The following is an 18366-nucleotide window of genomic DNA, read 5'->3' on the forward strand; positions in this document are numbered from 1 at the left end:
AGTGGCAACGCCGACGTCACGGGCAACTACAACATCAGCTATGTGGACAACACGACCAGCACGATCAACAAGGCCAACCTGACAGTGACGGCCAATGCGGTGACCAAGACCTACGACGGCACGCTCGCCGCCACCGGCACGGGCACTGTCGCGACGCTCGCGGGCGCGGGCGCCGGCGAGGTGGTCAACGCAGCGGGCAGCCAGGCCTTCCTCGACAAAAACTTCGGCATTGGCAACAAGGCCGTGCGCGCCAGCGGGGTCACCATCAAAGACAGCGGCAACGCCGACGTCACCGGCAACTACAACATTGCCTATGTGGACGACACGACCAGCACCATCAACAAAGCCAATGTGACACTGTCGACCTCCGACGTCACCAAGACCTACGACGGCACGACCGGCGCGGCAGGTGCGGTGGTGGTGACGGCAGGTACGGTGTTCGCGGGTGACAACACCACGGGTGGCAGCTTCGCCTTTACCGATAAAAACGCCGGTACGGGTAACAAGACGGTAACGACGGCGGGCGTGACGGTGGGCGACGGCGTGAACAATGCCAACTACAACGTCACGTATGCCGACAACACCACCAGCACCATCAACCAGGCCAACCTGACGCTCACGGCCAACAACGTGACCAAGACTTACGACGGCACGGTGGCCGCTTCCGGCACAGCCACGGTGTCGGCCGGGACACTTTTTGGCGGTGACAGCCTGACGGGTGGCAGCTTTGCCTTTACCGACAAAAATGCCGGCACGGGCAACAAGACGGTGACGGCATCCGGAGTCACGGTAGGCGATGGCGTGAACAACGCCAACTACAACGTCAGCTATGTCGACAACACCAACAGCACCATCAACAAGGCCGATCTGACGGTGACGGCCACCGGCGTGACCAAGACCTACGACGGCACACTCAGCGCTACGGGTAACGGTTCCGTGGGCGTGCTTGCCGGGGCGGGAGCAGGCGAATCGGTCAATACCGCCGCCACACAGGTGTTCACCGACAAGAACTTCGGTATCGGCAACAAGACGGTGCAGGCCAGCGGCCTGACCATCAAGGACAACGGCAATGCCGACGTGACGGGCAACTACAACATCGCCTATGTTGACAACACCACCAGCACCATCAACAAGGCCAATGTGACCCTGTCGACCTCCGACGTCACCAAGACCTACGACGGCGGCCTCTCGGCAAGCGGTGCGGTGGTGGTGACGGCTGGCCAGGTGTTCGCGGGTGACAGCACCAGCGGCGGCACGTTCGCCTTCACCGACAAGAACTTTGGTGTTGGCAACAAGACGGTGACGACGACGGGCGTCACGGTGGGCGACGGCGTGAACAACGCCAACTACAACGTCAGTTACGCGGACAACACGACCAGCACCATCAACCAGGCCAGCCTGGTGCTGTCCACCAGCAATGTCACCAAGACCTATGACGGCAACACCACGGCGGCGGGCACGGCCACGGTGGCGGCCGGCTCGCTGTTTGGCGGCGATAGCCTCACGGGCGGCAGCTTCGCTTTCACCGACAAGAACGCCGGCAACGGCAACAAGACGGTGACTGCGGGCGGCGTGACGGTGGGCGACGGCGTGAACAATGCCAACTACAGCGTCAGCTACGTGGACAACACCACCAGCACGATCAACCCGTTTGCGGTGAGCGTTTCGGGTACGCGCACGTATGACGGAACGGCCGATGTGGCCGCAGGTGTGCTGAACATCGGCCCGCTGGTGGGCAGCGAAACCCTGGGCCTCTCCGGTCTGGCGACCATGGCCGACAAGAACGTGGGTGCCAACAAGACGCTGACGGTCGCGGGCCTTAACCTGATCGACGGCAGCGGCCTGGCCAGCAACTACACGTTTACCGGCGGCACACAGCAGGCCAGCATCACCCAGGCCAGCCTGACGGTGGGCACGGGTAACGTCATCAAGACTTATGACAGCAACACCTCGGCTGCGGGTACGGCCATGGTGACGGGCGGCACGCTGTTCAGCGGCGACAACCTGACGGGCGGCACATTCGCCTTCACCGACAAGAACGCCGGCACTGGCAACAAGACGGTGACGACGACTGGTGTGACGGTGGGCGACGGCGTGAATAACGGCAACTATGCCGTCACTTACGCCAACAACACGACCAGCACCATCAACAAGGCCGACCTGACAGTGACAGCCAGCGGCGTCAGCAAGATTTATGACGGCACGACAGCCGCTACCGTGGGTTACGGCGACAACCGCCTGGGCAGCGATGTGCTGAGTGTCACGGGCGTTGCATTCTTTGCCGACAAGAACGCCGGCAATGGCAAGACAGTCGGTGTGAACAGCATTGCCCTGGGCGGCACGGACGCTGGCAACTACAACCTGCTGAACACCACGACCAGCACCACGGCCAGCATTACACCCAAGGCGCTGACGGTCACGGCCAACGGCGACACCAAGCTGTACGACGGCTCGGCCTACAGCGGCGGCAACGGCGTGAGCTACAGCGGTTTTGTGGCCGGTGACTCATTGGCAGACATCGGGGGCATCCTGGGTTATGGCGGTTCCTCGCAAGGCGCCGTGGCTGCGGGCAACTACGTCATCACGGCAGGTGGCCTGAATTCCATCTCAGGGAACTATGTTCTGGGCTTTGCCAGCGGCGCACTCAGCATCACGACTTCCAATGCCAGCGCCGCGGCGCTGGGTAATGCGGCGCTGGTCAGTTCCTACGACGGTGCGTTGCAGGCGGTGGCTGGCTTGGGGGGCTCATCTGGCGGTGGCGGTATGGGCGCCAGCGCCGACGCCATGGCAGGCGCACTGGCTGCCGCCGCGGCGGAAGCGGGCGACGCGGACAACAAGTAGGGCGCCGCCTCTGGCGTCCTGGTGCCACCAGCTGGCGCTGTCCAGCGGAATTGTCCTGATCACCGTCCCCAATATTGGGGGCATGCCCTGCTTTTTCCTGAGCGAAAATGCCAGGACCTTTTGGAGAGGGGGTGGCCTGTAGACCAATAGGCAGTCTAGTCGCGCCGCAATGGCCTTGTTGCCGGCAAGCCCTGTGCTATCGGCCAGGCTATAGGCGGCAGTTCACAAGGCACCAGCGCCGCGGGCAACTAAGCCATCACTGCAGCGCGGCGGTGCCCCGGCAGATGATGCTTACACCAGCGCGCTGTACAACGTGGCAGCCCTGGGTGGTTCAAGAGGTGGCGGTGACTCAGGCGGTGGTGCAGGCCTCGGCGACGCACTGAGAGCCGCAGCCGCCGAAGCTGGCAATACGGGCGAGGACGAATAAGGGCTGTTCACTGCCTGGGTCAAGGTATTGCCTGCGTCGAGCGCTCAAGGGGCAGCCACAGTGTGAAGCGTGTGCCTGACGGCCCCGACTCCCAGGCCACCGTGCCGTCCAGCATCTGCGCGCGGCGCAACTGGTTGTGCAGGCCTTTGCCGCGTGCATCGGCAAGCTCCCTGTCGACATTGAAGCCCTGACCGTTGTCTTCTATGGTGACCTCCAGGCCGCCTTTTGCCACGGCGGTACCTACGCGGATCTCGGTCGCGCGCGTGTGGCGCAGGATGTTGGCCACGCTCTCCTGCACGATGCGCAGGATATGCAGCGCACTCGACGGGTCGAGCCAGTCGAGCGCAGGCAACTCCTGCACTTCCCAGAGCAGCGTGACGCCTGTGCCCTCAAGGCGCGGCTCCAGCCGGAAGCGCAGTGTGGCCAGCAGCAGCAGCAGGTCGGCCTCCACCGGCTCCATCGAATCGATGGCCAGCTTCAGGTCATCCATGCAGTCCTTGAGAATTTGCGAGACCTTCGCATCGCTCATGCCGCCGTTTTCTACCGAGCGGATGGCGCTGATCAGCGTCGAACCCAGTCCGTCATGCATGTCCTGCATCATGCGCTGGCGCTCGTCGCTCAGCATTTGCCGCTGCTCCACCTCGCGCAGCCGCCGGTGGCTCAATTCAAGTTCGGCTTCACGCGTTTGAAGGCGGTGCGCCAGGCTGGCATTGACCAGTTCTACCTCTGTGATAGCACCGACATAACGGCGGTACATCAGGTAACCGAAGATGCTGAAGGTGATCGCATTGGTGTAGGCGCCAAAATACCAGCCTTCAGGACTGATGAAGTTGTTCTGCAGCAGCCAGTCCGTCACCCCGAACAGGGTTGCCAGGCCGGTGCCGATGGCTACCAGCATGGCTTCGCGTGAGCGGCCCCATGCGTTGATGCCACCCGCCATTGCAACGCTTGCACCCATTAGCGCCGCCACGATGTAGATCAGCGGCGTGACCTTGGGCGTATTGGGCAGGGTGGCCAGTACCGGCAGCGTCAGCAAAGCCATCAGTACTGTTGCGCCTATCAGCGCGCGGGTCAGCCAGGGCTGCGTCCGGCCATGCAGCAGGACGATTGAAAAGTGCACGACCGTTACCAGTAAAAACAGGGAGTTGACTGTCAGCCATGCGAACCAGTCATTGGCGATAGGGAAGTTCACGTAAAAATGCAGGCCACGCAGGAAAGAGGTGGCAGCAAGCACAAAGAAAAGCAGGTAGCCGGCTTCGTGCCGGCGCCTGAACCACACCAGCAGTGCGAACAGGCCGACCGCCAGAAATGCTGCGCTGAACATGCCCGGCAGTTCCTGCTGCACCCACTGGCGTCCGTGGTAGCGCCAACTCAAGGCATCGGTCGGACCCAGCCATACTGAGGACAGCGCCACCTGGGTGGCGCGTGAATGTTCCAGGCGGACGAGTATCTCTCGCGGTGCCGCGCCGTCATCCGCTTTCTCCAGCACCAGCCACAAGGGTGTGCGCGCGCTGCTCCATAAGGGGCCTTGTTGCTGGGCAACGTGTACAAGGTGCCCGTCAACATACACGGCGATCGTGCCGTCGGTCTTTATGCGTGCGGCATAGAGCGCCAGCGGGCCGGCTACCGCAGACGGTGCCGGCACGGCCAGTTTGAACCAGGTCGTGCGGGTGGCGCCTGGCGCCGCCGCCGCTGCCTGGCGCAGCAGGGAGACGGGCCGGGCGTGAGGCAGGGCGACCGGTTGCCAGGCGTCCGGCAGGGTTTTGCTGTCCAGCGTGGGTGGCGCTGCTGTGAAACCGGATGCATCCAGGACCTGCCACAAAGCCTCGGTGATGTGCGGGTCTGCCGGGGGCAGCTGTACGTTGTCCGTTTCTTTTGGCCAGACGCTAAAAGGAGCGAGGGCGGCCCAAAAAAGCATCAGGGCGCAGGCAAAACCGGCTATTCCAGGCAACAGGTGTTTGGTGGGGTGCTGCATGCAAGCCCGCGCTATTCCGCCAGAATTCCCTGGTTTCTGGCTTCGTAGATGGCTTCCGCTTTGGATGTGACTTTGAGTTTGCTGTAGATACGCCGCACAAAAGTCCGCACAGTGAAGTGGGACAGTTGCATGAGCTTGGCGATCTCATGGGCCGTGAAGCCTTTGGTGATGAAGTCCAGGACCTCCTTCTCGCGGGCCGACAACGCCGGCGGTGCGTCTGCGGTCGGTCCGGCTTCGTCGACACTTTCGGGTGCGGCATGCCTGAAACGGGCCAGTACCTGGCGCGCGATGATGGGGCTGATAGGGCTGCCGCCGCTGGCCAGGCTGCGGATTTCGTCGACCATTTTCAGGGGGGAACTGTCTTTCAGCAGGTAACCGGCCGCGCCGGCTTCAATTGACCGCATCACATGCGTCTCATCGCCGAAATTGGTGCTGACCATGATGCTGCAAGCAGGCCACAGCCGGGAGGCCGCCCGGATGACGTCAATGCCGGAGCCGTCCGGCAACCCCAGGTCCACCAGCAGCACATCCACCGGAGTGCCCTGCAGCAGGGCGATGCCTTCGGCCCTTGTGCCTGCCGTGGCGGCAAGCCTCATGTCGGGCGCGGCCAGCAGCGCGCGGGCCAGGGCACTGCGAAAACCGAGGTCGTCCTCGACGATGGCGACGTGGATGCGCGACGCGGGCTTTCCGGGCTCCGCCGGGGATTCCTGATTTGTCGAATTGAGCGCTTCCATGTGGGTGCCATTGTGCGACGGATTGAGAGGGGCTTCGTAGCGCATTTGTGCTACAGGCAAAACGCCTGAGCTTAACTACCATTCTTCCTAGTACTTTAATTTACCGAAAACACGGGCGTCTGCCTGATGGTTTCAATCTTGGCCATTTCGCGCAGAGAAAGCCCCCATGAAAAGCCACGCCAGCATGAACCGTATTTACCGACTTGTCTGGAATGCGGCTTTAAATGTCTGGGTGGCCGTGGCCGAGAACGCCAAAGGGCGCGGCAAGGGCAGATCCGTTCGTGGCAGTGTGGTGGGTCCTGGAGGATGGACAGACAGCTTCAGTTTTCATGCCCGATGTTGTGCCGCATTGGGTTTGATCGCGTCCCTGGCCCTGGTTGCGACGCAGCAGGCACATGCCGCCGATGCAGCGAACGCCAGCGTGTCCGTCGGCACCGCCAGCCTGGCGACAGTGGGCAATACCACGACGATCAACCAGGGTAGCCAGCGCGTGGCGATTGACTGGACCAGTTTGTCGACCCGCACGAACGAAGCGCTCGTCTTTAACCAGCCCAATGCTTCAGCAATAGCCTTGAACCGCATCACCGGCAGCAGCCCCAGCGAGCTGCTGGGCAGTCTCACCGCCAACGGCCAGGTCTTTATCCTGAATCCCAACGGTGTGCTGTTCGGTGCGGGCTCACAGGTCAATGTCGGCGGCCTGGTCGCCTCGACACTCAGCATGAGTAACGCCGACTTCATGGCCGGCAACCACATCTTCAGCAACAACGGCAGCAGCAGATCTGTGGTCAATCAGGGCACCATGACGGCGGCTTCTGGTGGTTACCTTGCCCTGCTGGCGCCCGAAGTTCGCAATGAAGGCGTGATGACGGCCAGCCTCGGCACCGCCCTGCTTGCGGCGGGCAACAAGGTCACACTCAACCTGGACAACGGCTCGCTGTTGGGCTACAGCATCGACAAAGGCGCCATCAACGCCTTGGCCGAAAACAAGCAACTCATCAGGGCCGATGGCGGGCAAGTGTTGCTCTCGGCCAAGGCCATGGACAGCCTGACCAGTGCCACGGTCAATAACACCGGCGTGATCGAGGCCAAAACAATACTGAACAAGGCCGGTCGCATCCTGTTGATGGGCGACATGAGCTATGGCACGGTGAACGTCGCGGGTACGCTCGATGCTTCGGCACCCAATGGCGGCGATGGCGGCTTCATCGAAACCAGCGCGGCGCACGTCAAAGTTGCCGACAGCGCGGTGGTTACCACCAGGGCGGCCGGCAACCTCGGCGGGCAAAGCGGCAACTGGCTGATAGACCCGACCGACTTCACGATCGCGGCGACTGGCGGTGACATGACAGGCGCGGCGCTCTCCACGCAACTGGCCAACAACGGCACTGTCACCATCCTCAACACCCAGGGCGCAGGCGGAACCGCGGGGGACATCAACGTCAACGATGCTGTGAGCTGGAGCGCCAACAGCGTGCTGACCTTGGCGGCAGGCCGCGACATCAACATCAACCGGGCCATCACGGCCACTGGCGCCAGCGGCGGCCTGGTGCTCAACTACGGCGGTGACTACAAGGTCAAGGCCCCGGTCACGCTCAGCGGCGGCAATGCCACGCTGGCTATCAACGGCGCCAACTACACGCTGATCCACAGCATGGCAGCACTGGATGCCATCGAAAGCACGGGCTTGAGCGGCAAGTATGCGCTGGCAGGGGATATGGATGCCGGCGGCACCACCTACAGCAGCGCGCTGGTGGGCGTTGCCAACAATAGCGCTTTCACCGGCACGTTCGCCGGGCTGGGGCACACCATCAGCAACCTGACCATCAGCGCAGGCAGTACCGACCCCGTGGGCCTATTCAGCTCTGTCTACATCAGCGGCGTGATCCGGGATATCGGCCTGGTGGGCGGCAGCATTTCGGGAAGCTCCAACGTCGGCGGGCTGGTGGGCAGCAACAACGGTGGCAGCATCAGCAACGCCTATGCGACCGGCAGCGTTTCGGGAAGTTCCTACGTCGGCGGGTTGGTGGGCTTCAACACCGGCGGTGGCAGTATCAGCAACGCCTATGCGACCGGCAGCGTTTCGGGAAGCTCCAACGTCGGCGGGCTGGTGGGCTACAACAACAACGGCAGCAGCATCAGCAACGCCTATGCGACCGGCAGCGTTTCGGGAGACTCCTACATCGGCGGGCTGGCGGGCTCCAACGCCGGCAGCATCAGCAACGCCTATTCGACCGGCAGCGTTTCGGGAAGCTCTTCCTACGTCGGCGGGCTGGCGGGCTTCAACTACAGCAGCATCAGCAACGCCTATGCCACCGGCAGTGTTTCGGGAGGTAACCTTTACGCCGGCGGGCTGGTGGGCTACGCTGAGGTCAGCAGCAGCATCAGCAATGCCTACAGCCTCGGAGCCGTGAGCGGTCGCTTTAACGTCGGCGGGCTGGTGGGCAGGAACTACGGCAGCATTGGCGACGCCTATGCCACCGGCAGCGTTTCGGGAAGCGGCGCTTTCGTCGGCGGGCTGATGGGCTATAGCAACGGCAGCATCAGCAACAGCTACTGGGACAGCAGCAGCACGGGCAGGAGCAGTGCGGTGGGAGGCGGAAGCGGAACCACCACCAACGTCAGCGCCGTCACCAGCAGCAGCGCCACCAGCCACAGCAGTTACGCCTACCTGGGCACCTGGGCCGAGACGGCCAGCGGCTCGGGCATATGGGTGGCCACCAACACGGGCGGACCGGCCTGGGTGATGATTGAGGGCAGCACCCGGCCCTTTCTGTACAGCGAGTACAGCACCAACATCCAGAACGCACACCAGTTGCAGCTGATGGCGCTGGACACCAGTGCCAGCTACACCCTGGGTGCCAATATCAATGCCGGAGAAACCGGCGCCGGCAACACCGGCGGCATGTGGGGCACGGCCGGCTTTGTGCCCGTGGGCAACGGCATGGCCGCGTTCACCGGCAGCCTGGACGGCCAGAGCCACAGCATTTCCGACCTGAACATCAAGCGCCCAGGCACGGACTACGTCGGCCTGTTCGGCCGCACCGGCAGCACCAGCGTGATCAGCAACCTGGGCCTCGCCGGCGGTAGTGTGTCCGGTGCCAACCATGTGGGTGCCCTGGTGGGCGAAAACGGCGGCAGCATAAGCAACAGCTACGCCAGTGCGGCGGTGGCGGGCACCAGCAGGGTCGGTGGGTTGGCGGGCGACAACCTGGGCAGCATCGCCGACAGCTACGCCAGCGGCGCGGTGTCGGCCACGGGCGGCTATGCGGGCGGGCTCGTGGGCTACAACAACGCCGGAAATATCAACAGCAGTTACGCGGGCGGCAGCGTCAGCGGCGGCAGCAACGCCGGCGGTCTGGTGGGCTTCAACAGCGGTGGCACGATCGGTAACAGTTTCTGGAACACCGCTACCTCGGGCCAGGCCGGCAGCGATGGCGGCACCGGCATCAGCACGGCGCAGATGCTGCAGGCCGGCACCTTCAGCGGCGCAGGCTGGAGCATTGCTACGAGCGGCGGCAGCACCGCGGTCTGGCGCATTTATGAGGGCTACACCGCGCCGCTGCTGCGCAGTTTCATGGGCGCATTGACGGTGACGGCGGGCAACGTCAGCAAGACCTACGACGGCAGCACCGCCATCAACAGCACCTACACCCTCAGCAAAAGCAATGCAGATAGCAGCCTGATCCTCGGCACCGCCGCCTCCAGCACCAGCAGCAAAAACGTGGGCAGCTACAGCATCGCGGTCAGCGGGCTGTACTCCGGCCAGCAGGGCTACGACCTGAGCTTTGTCGGCGGCACAGCCACGGTCATGGCGGCGACGCTGACGGTGAGCGGCACCGCGGCCTCGAACAAGACCTACGACGGCACGACAGCTGCCACACTCAGCGGCAGCTTGAGCGGCCTGGTCAGCGGCGACACCGTGGCACTCAGCCAGAGCGGCAACTTTAGCGACAAGAATGCCGCCACCGGCAAGACTGTCAGCTACACCAGCAGCCTGTCAGGCAGCGATGCCGGCAACTACGTGCTGGCATCAGGTGGCGGCACGACCACGGCCGACATCGTGGCGGCCACGCTGACGGTGAGCGGCACCGCGGCCTCGAACAAGACCTACGACGGCACGACAGCTGCCACACTCAGCGGCATCTTGAGCGGCCTGGTCAGCGGCGACACCGTGGCGCTCAACCAGAGCGGCACATTCAGCGACAAAAACGCCGCCACCGGCAAGACGGTGAGCTACACCAGCAGCCTCTCGGGCAGCGACGCGGGCAATTACGTGCTGGCATCAGCCGGAGGTACGACCACAGCCGACATCAACCAGGCCAGCCTGAGCATCAGTGGTATCACGGCCGGCGACAAGACCTACAACGCCAACAATATGGCCAGTGTCAACACGGCAGGCGCTGTGTACGGCGGCCTGTTTGCAGGCGATGCGGTGGCCGTGAGTGCCACAGGCCTGTTCAATGACAAGAATGTGGGCACTGGCAAGACGGTGACCTTGAGCAGCAGCTACAGCGGTGCCGATGCGGGCAACTACGCCATCACCAATCAGGCCAGCACCACGGCCAGCATCAGCCAGGCTGCGCTGACCATCAGCGGCATCACGGCTGCCGACAAGACCTATAACGCCAGCGATGCCGCGACCGTCAACACCGCAGGCGCTGTGTACGGTGGCCTGTTTGCAGGCGACGCGGTGGCCGTGAGTGCCACAGGCCTGTTCAATGACAAGAATGTGGGCACTGGCAAGACGGTGACCTTGAGCAGCAGCTACAGCGGTGCCGATGCGGGCAACTACGCCATCACCAATCAGGCCAGCACCACGGCCAGCGTCAGCCAGGCTGCGCTGACCATCAGCGGCATCACGGCTGCCGACAAGACCTATAACGCCAGCGATGCCGCGACCGTCAACACAGCAGGCGCTGTGTACGGTGGCCTGTTTGCGGGTGATGCGGTGACAGTGAGTGCCACAGGCCTGTTCAGCGACAAGAATGCAGGTGCTGGCAAGACTGTCAACCTGAGCAGCAGCTACAGCGGTGCCGACACCGGCAACTACGCCATCACCGGCCAGGCCACAACGACGGCTGGCATCAGCCTGGCCAGCCTGACGCTGTCGACCACCGACGTGGTCAAGACCTATGACGGCAATACCAGTGCGGCGGGCGTGGCCGTCATCACGGGTGGCGCGCTGTTCGGCAGTGACACCATCAGCGGCGGCAGCTTCGCCTTCGCCAACAAGAACGCCCGTACTGGCGACAAGGTCGTGAACGTCTCGGATGTCACCGTCGGCGACGGTGTGAACAACGCCAACTACAACGTCAGCTATGTGGAAAACACCAGCAGCACCATCCACAAGGCCGACCTCACCGTGACGGCCAGCGGCGTTAGCAAGGTTTATGACGGCACAACGGTGGCAACTGTGGGTCTGGGTGACAACCGCGTGGCGGGCGATGTGCTGGGCATCACGGCTTCAGCGTCTTTCACTGACCAGAACGCCGGGCTTGGCAAGGCTGTCAGCGTTACAGGCATTGCTGTAGGTGGCGCGGATGCGGGCAACTACAACCTCATTAGCGCCACCACTGCCAGTACGACGGCAGACATCACACCGAAAGCGCTGACCGTCATCGCCAACAACGACGCGCAGATGGGCAGCACACCGTACAGCGGCGGCAAGGGCGTGACTTATAGCGGCCTGGTGGCGGGTGAAACGGCGACCATGGTGTTGACAGGCAATCTGGCTTACGGCGGCAACTCGCAGGGCGCCTACCTGCCGGGTGACTACGACATCACGGTGGGCGGTTTGCTGGCCAACAGCAACTACAGCCTGGGCTTTTTGCAGGGCCGGCTGACCCTCAGCGGCGGCGATGCCGCTACGGTAGCGCTGGGCGGCAACACGCTGGCCGGCGCCTACCAGACCTCGCTCAACACCCTTGGTGGTTCAGGTCTTGTGCCGGATTTTTCCGGAGAGGGCGGCAAGGGCAAGGGTGGCGATGATGCAGCGGCTGCGGCCCTCAATGCCGCCGCGGCGGAGGCCGCCGAGCAGGGGGGCGGCAACTAGGCGTTTGGCCTGAAGTTAATTGCTGCGATTTTGATAGCGGCCTGCGCCCATCATCATTAGCCTGCAGCCAGATCTTATGCGTGACGGGGCAAGAAAATCCTGAGGCTGTAGCGCATATGCGCTACAGACACCGGCGTCTGTGATTTGTACGATGACGGCAAAACTCCTTTGCATCAATGCCATTATTTCTGAATTGCAATTCACTGAAAAAAGGTAAATGGCAGCCTGTTTTCCGGGTGCAAAACTTGTCGCAACAGAAAGCATCACATGAAGAGCCACGCCAGCATGAACCGCATCTACCGCCTTGTATGGAATGCAGCCTTGAGTCTTTGGGTGGCTGTTGCCGAGAATGCGAGGGGGCAAAGCAAAGGCGGCTCCGGCCGCAACAGTGTGGACGTTGTTTCTGTCAATACCGATCTGGCGTCTGGTGGTTTTATACTGCACGCCAGGTGTCTTGCTGCACTGGGCTTGATGGTGTCGCTGTTTTTTGTGCCGTTCCAGGCGCATGCGGCGGATGCAGCCAACGCCACGGTGACGGCCGGCGCGGCCAGTGTGGCGACCGTGGGCAACACCACCACCATCAACCAGGCCAGCCAGCGCGCGGCGATTGACTGGACCAGCCTCTCGACCCGCGCCAACGAAGCGCTCATCTTCAACCAGCCCAATGCCCAGGCGATTGCGCTGAACCGCATCACGGGCAGCAGCCCGAGCGAGCTGCTCGGCAGCCTCACGGCGAATGGCCAGGTGTTTATCCTGAACCCGAACGGCGTGCTGTTTGGTGCGGGCAGTCAAGTCAACGTGGGCGGCCTGGTCGCGTCGACCTTGAGCATGAGCAATGCCGACTTCATGAACGGCAACCATGTGTTCACCGGTTCAGCCGGTTCGGTCATCAATCAGGGAACGCTGAACGCCGCCCCCGGCGGCTACCTCGCCTTGCTGGCACCCGAAGTACGCAACGAAGGCGTAATGACCGCGTCGCTGGGCACTGCGCTGCTCGCGGCAGGCAACAAGGTCACGCTGAACATCGACAACGGCTCCTTGCTGGGCTACAGCATTGACCAGGGCGCGATCAATGCACTGGCCGAGAACAAACAGCTGATCCAGGCTGACGGCGGCCAGGTACTGCTGTCGGCCAAGGCCATGGACAGCCTGACCACGGCCACGGTCAACAACACCGGCGTCATTGAAGCGAAGACGATACAGAACAAGGCCGGCCGCATCCTGCTGATGGGCGATATGCAAACCGGAACGGTCAATGTGGGTGGAACACTCGATGCCAGCGCACCCAACGGCGGCGACGGCGGCTTCATTGAAACCAGCGCGGCCCACGTCAAGGTCGCCGACAGCGCGGTGATCACTACCAAAGCGGTCGAGAGCCTGGGCGGACAAAGCGGCACCTGGCTGATAGATCCGACCGACTTCACGATTGCGGCCAGCGGCGGCGACATGACGGGTGCGGCGCTTTCCACCCAGTTGGCCAACAACGGCACGGTCACCATCCTGAACACCCAGGGGGCCAGCGGCACCGCGGGAGATATCAACGTCAACGATGCCGTCAGTTGGAGCTCCAACAGCGTGCTGGCCCTGAGCGCCGGCCATGACATCAACATCAACCGCGCCATCACGGCCACCGGCGCGAGCGGCGGCTTGCGGCTCAACTACAGCGGTGATTACAAGGTCAACGCGCCCATCACCCTGAGCGGCGCGAGCGCCAGCCTGGCCATCAATGGCAATACCTATACCCTGATACGCAGCATGGCGCAGCTTGACGCGCTGGATGGCCATAACGCGGTCACCGGCGTCGGCACCGCAAAACTCACCAATGGCTTCTATGCGCTGGCGCAGGACCTGAACGCTGCCGGTACGGCCTACACCAGGAGCTTGCTGGGCACCAGCAGCAGCGTGGCCTTTGGCGGCACTTTTGCCGGGTTGGGGCATACCATCAGCAACCTGAACATCAACGCTGCCGGTGGTGCTGGCCTGTTCGCCCTTGTCAGTGCAAACGGCGTGATTCGCGATATCGGCCTCGTCGGCGGCAGCATCAGCGGCGCCAACGGGGACGTTGGTGCGCTGGCAGGCCGGAACACCGGCGGCAGTATTAGCAATGCCTATGCCAGCGTCAATGTCGGCGGCAGCACCCGCACCGGCGGTCTGGTGGGTTACGCCAACGGTGGCAGCATCAGCAACTCCTGGGCGAGCGGCACGGTCAGCAGTAGTGGCAGCTATGCCGGTGGGCTGGTCGGGTTCAATAAGGGCAACATCGACAACGTCTATGCGGAAGGCGCTGTCAGCGGCACATACGCCGGCGGTCTGGTGGGCTACAACGACGCCGGTGCCACCATCAGCCAGGCCTATGCCACCGGCGCCGTCACCGGCAACACCGGCGGCAGCACCGCCGGTGGCCTGGTCGGCATCAACGGCGGGGGAATAGACCATGCCTATGCCACGGGTGCCGTCAGCGGCGACCACCTGGTCGGCGGCCTGATCGGCAACAACTCGGGTGCCGTCGACAGCGTCTACTCCACCGGCGGCGTCACCCTGGTCTTCAACCCCAATCTCGGTCCCGCCTACAGCGGCGGATTGATGGGTGCCGACACGGGCAGCGTCAGCAATGCCGCCTGGGATAGCGGTAGCTCGGGCCAGAGCAGTTTCACGGGTTTCAACAACGCCGGCAACAGCGGCAGCGACATCACGGCCGTCACTCGCTACAGCCACAGCGGCTACGGCAATTTCGGCACCTGGACTGAAACCGCCAGCGGCTCCGGTGTCTGGATCGCGCGCGACGCGGGCGGCACGCCGCAATGGGTCATGGTCGAGGGCTCGACGCGACCCTTCCTCTACAGTGAATGGTCGACCAACGTCGGCAATGCGCACCAGTTGCAGTTGATGGCTGCCAATCTGTCGGCCAGCTATACGTTGGCCCGCAACATCGACGCGAGCGTGACCAGCGGCAGCGACGTTGGCGGCATGTGGAGCACCGCAGGCTTTGCGTCTGTGGGTAACGCCAGCGCGGCCTTCAGTGGCCGCCTTGACGGGCAGAGCCGGACGGTGCAGGGCCTGAGCATCAACCGCGCCACCGAGAGCGGTGTGGGCCTGTTCGGCGTGACGGCCAGCGGCAGCGAGATTCGCAATGTCGGCCTGACCCAGGCCGCGATCACCGGCGGGAGCATGGTTGGTGCGCTGGTTGGGAAAAGCGGCGGTATTGTCGGCAACAGCTCTTCAAGCGGGAGCGTCAATGGTAACGCCATCGTCGGCGGGCTGGTCGGCCAGCTCGACTTCACCGGCAGCGTCGCTGCCAGCCGTTCGGCTGCCAGTGTGGTCGCCACGCTCGGTGTGGGCGGCGGGCTCGTGGGTTCCAGCGATGCTGATAACGGCAGCGGCCTGAGCGGCCAGATCAGCGGCAGTTACGCTACCGGTGCGGTCAGCGGCGGTTCCGGCCTGGGCGGCCTGGTCGGCTCAAACCTCGGCGTCATCAATGGCAGTTATGCGACCGGCAATGTGAGCGGCCTGAACCTCGTCGGTGGCCTTGCCGGCTCCAGCCTCGGCACGGTCGCCGGGAGCTACGCGACTGGCAACGCAAGCGGCGGCAACGCCGTCGGCGGCCTGGTTGGTGGCAACAACGGTAGCATCGCTAACAGCTACGCGATCGGTGGTGTGACCGGCAGTGTCGACGGGGCTGGCGGCCTGGTCGGCAGCAACGCCGGCAGCATCGCGAACAGCTACGCGACAGGCACCGTGGGTGGCAACACCGGCGTCGGCGCGCTTGCAGGCACGAATGCAGGCAGCATCACCGCGTCGTTCTGGAAGACCGCCGTCAGCAGCACCGGCGTGGGCGCCGATACCGGCTCGATAGACGCTTTCACGCGTGGCCTGACGGTTGGCGAGTTCACGAGCCTGGCGACTTACACCTCAGCAGGCTGGAACATCGACGCTGCGGGCGGCACCGGAAAGGACTGGCGTATCTACGAAGGCAACACCGGTCCGCTATTGCGCAGCTTCATGACCGGTCTGACACTGGCCGATACCACTGTCACCTACAACGGCGCGGTGCAAGCAGGTGCGAGTACCGCGGTGGCGAGCATACAGGGCACGGCGTCCGCTGGGCGCAATGCGGGCGTCTACAACGGCTATTACTCGGGACAGCAGGGCTACGACATCACGGGTGGAGCCCTGACCATCGCCAAAGCCAACCTGGTCCTGAGTGCGGTGACCGACAGCAAGACCTACGATGGGACGACGGTCTCCACCGCCACGGTGGGCAAGACAGGACTGGTCAGCGGCGACACCGTGACTGGCCTGTCCCAGTCGTTCGGCAACCAGAACGTACTCGGCGTGAATGGCAGTACCCTGGCTGTCGATACCGGCTACGTTGTCGCAGACGGCAACAACGGCGGCAACTACAACGTCACCCTAGCCACTGCAACCGGCACCATCAACAAGGCCACGCTAACGGTCACCGGCATCGTCGCAGACAACAAGACCTACAACGCCAGCGATGCCGCCACACTGAGCAATATCGGCACACTGAATGGACTGGTCAGCGGTGAAGTCCTGACGCTCAGCAACACCGGCGCTACCTTTTCCGACAAGAACGTTGGCACCGGCAAGCTGGTCACAGCTACCTATGGCCTGGCAGATGGATCCGGCGGTCTGGCCAGCAATTACCAACTGGCTGCAGCACCTGTCACCACCACGGCCAGCATCAGCCAGGCAGCATTGACCGTCAGCGGCATCACGGCTGCTGACAAGACCTACAACGCCAACGACATGGCCACCGTCAACACGGCAGGCGCAAGTTACACCGGCCTGTTTGGAGGGGACGTGGTGAACGTGGCGGTAACCGGTCTGTTTAGCGACAAGAACGCAGGAGCCAACAAAACCGTCAACCTGAGCAGCAGCTACAGCGGCGTCGATGCGGGCAACTACGCGATCACCAGCCAGACGACGACAACGGCCAGCATCAGCCAGGCCGCGTTGACCGTCAGCGGAATCACCGCTTCTGACAAAACCTACAACGCCAGCGATGCCGCTAATGTCAACACAGCAGGCGCAAATTACAGCGGACTGTTTGCCGGTGATGTGGTGAATGTGGCAGCGACCGGACTATTCAGCGACAAGAACGCAGGCACCAACAAAACTGTCAACCTGAGCAGCAGCTACAGCGGCGCTGATGTGGGCAACTACGCCATCACCGGCCAGGCAACAACGACTGCCAGCATCAGCCAGGCCAGCCTGACACTGTCGACCTCCGATGTGGTCAAGACCTATGACGCCGGCACAGGCGCCGCAGGCGCTGCCGTCGTCACCGGCGGCACGCTGTTCGGCGGCGACAGCCTCTTTGGCGGCAGCTTCGCTTTCACTAACAAGAACGCCAGCACCGGTGACAAGGTCGTCAGCGTGTCCGGCGTGACGGTGGGCGACGGTGTCAATAACAGCAACTACAACGTCACGTACGCAGCCAACACCACCAGCACCATCAACAAAGCCGACCTCACGGTCCAGGCCACAGGCACCAGCAAAGTCTATGACGGCACTACGGCCGCTGTTGTCGCATTCAGCGGCAACGGCCTTGCGGGCGACGTGCTTAACCTGACAGGCAGCGCCAGTTTCGCCGACAAGAATGCCGGTCTCAACAAGGCCGTCAGTATCACCGGCATTGCCGTCAGCGGTGCGGATGCCGGCAACTACAACCTCATCAGCGGCAGCACCGCCAGCACCACGGCGGACATCACGCCAAAACAGCTGACGGTGACAGCCAACGACGACAGGCAGATGGGCGGCACGCCCTACAGCGGCGGCAATGGCGTGAGTTACAGCGGCCTGGTTACCGGGGACACGGCGGCCGCGGTACTGGCCGGCAGCGTGGTCTACGGTGGAGGGGCGCAGGGCGCTTATCTGCCGGGTGAGTACGACATCACTCCGGGTGGACTGCTGGCCAACGGCAACTACAGCCTGCGCTTTGTGCAGGGCAGGCTGACCCTCAGCGGCGGTGACGCCGCCTCGGCCGCCCTGGGTGGCACGGCGCTGGCCGGCGCCTACCAGACCTCCCTCAACACCCTTTCCGGTAACGGCTTTGTGCCTGGCGCATTGTTGGGCGATAGCAAGGGGACAGGTGGTGGCGACGCTGCTGCGGCTGCGGCTGCGGCTGCGGCCCTCAATGCCGCTGCAGCGGAGGAGCGCGAGGGCGGTGAATGAGACATCCCACCCGCGCCGGGCTGAGTCTTCGAGGCCTGCCGGCTTTGGTGCTTCCCCGCCTGCCGCGCAACTGTCCCTAAAAATGGGGACATACAAGCCCGCCAACGTCTGCGACATTCCTGACACTGCCGGGGCCGGCCGT

General features: G+C 63.4%; 5 protein-coding genes. 3 read left to right on the top strand and 2 right to left on the bottom strand.

Annotation, left to right across the window (positions count from 1 at the left end):
• On the top strand, positions 1-2841 hold a 2841-nt coding region (locus ACFQND_RS02340), incomplete at its 5' end, for a beta strand repeat-containing protein (protein ID WP_377412193.1).
• Between the two features lie 446 nt (positions 2842-3287).
• Here ACFQND_RS02340 and ACFQND_RS02345 read toward each other — a convergent pair.
• Complete coding sequence (locus ACFQND_RS02345) at positions 3288-5186, bottom strand: sensor histidine kinase (protein ID WP_371437628.1); 1899 nt, start codon at positions 5184-5186, stop codon at positions 3288-3290.
• Between the two features lie 68 nt (positions 5187-5254).
• Positions 5255-5977 carry a response regulator gene (locus ACFQND_RS02350; protein WP_371437627.1) on the bottom strand — a complete coding sequence of 241 codons (723 nt, stop codon included), beginning with the start codon at positions 5975-5977 and terminating at the stop codon, positions 5255-5257.
• 166 nt (positions 5978-6143) lie between these two features.
• Between ACFQND_RS02350 and ACFQND_RS02355 the strand changes: the two genes are divergently transcribed.
• Together ACFQND_RS02355 and ACFQND_RS02360 are read left to right on the top strand one after the other, a co-directional pair.
• The gene (locus ACFQND_RS02355) at positions 6144-12029 is read left to right on the top strand and encodes a YDG domain-containing protein (RefSeq protein ID WP_377412196.1); all 5886 of its coding nucleotides are present in this window, start codon (positions 6144-6146) and stop codon (positions 12027-12029) included.
• Positions 12030-12296: 267 nt separating this feature from the next.
• The gene (locus ACFQND_RS02360) at positions 12297-18224 is read left to right on the top strand and encodes a YDG domain-containing protein (protein ID WP_371434400.1); all 5928 of its coding nucleotides are present in this window, start codon (positions 12297-12299) and stop codon (positions 18222-18224) included.
• Positions 18225-18366 lie beyond the last annotated feature (142 nt).

This window comes from Polaromonas aquatica, assembly GCF_042659145.1.
GTDB classification, from domain to species: Bacteria; Pseudomonadota; Gammaproteobacteria; order Burkholderiales; family Burkholderiaceae_C; genus Polaromonas; species Polaromonas aquatica.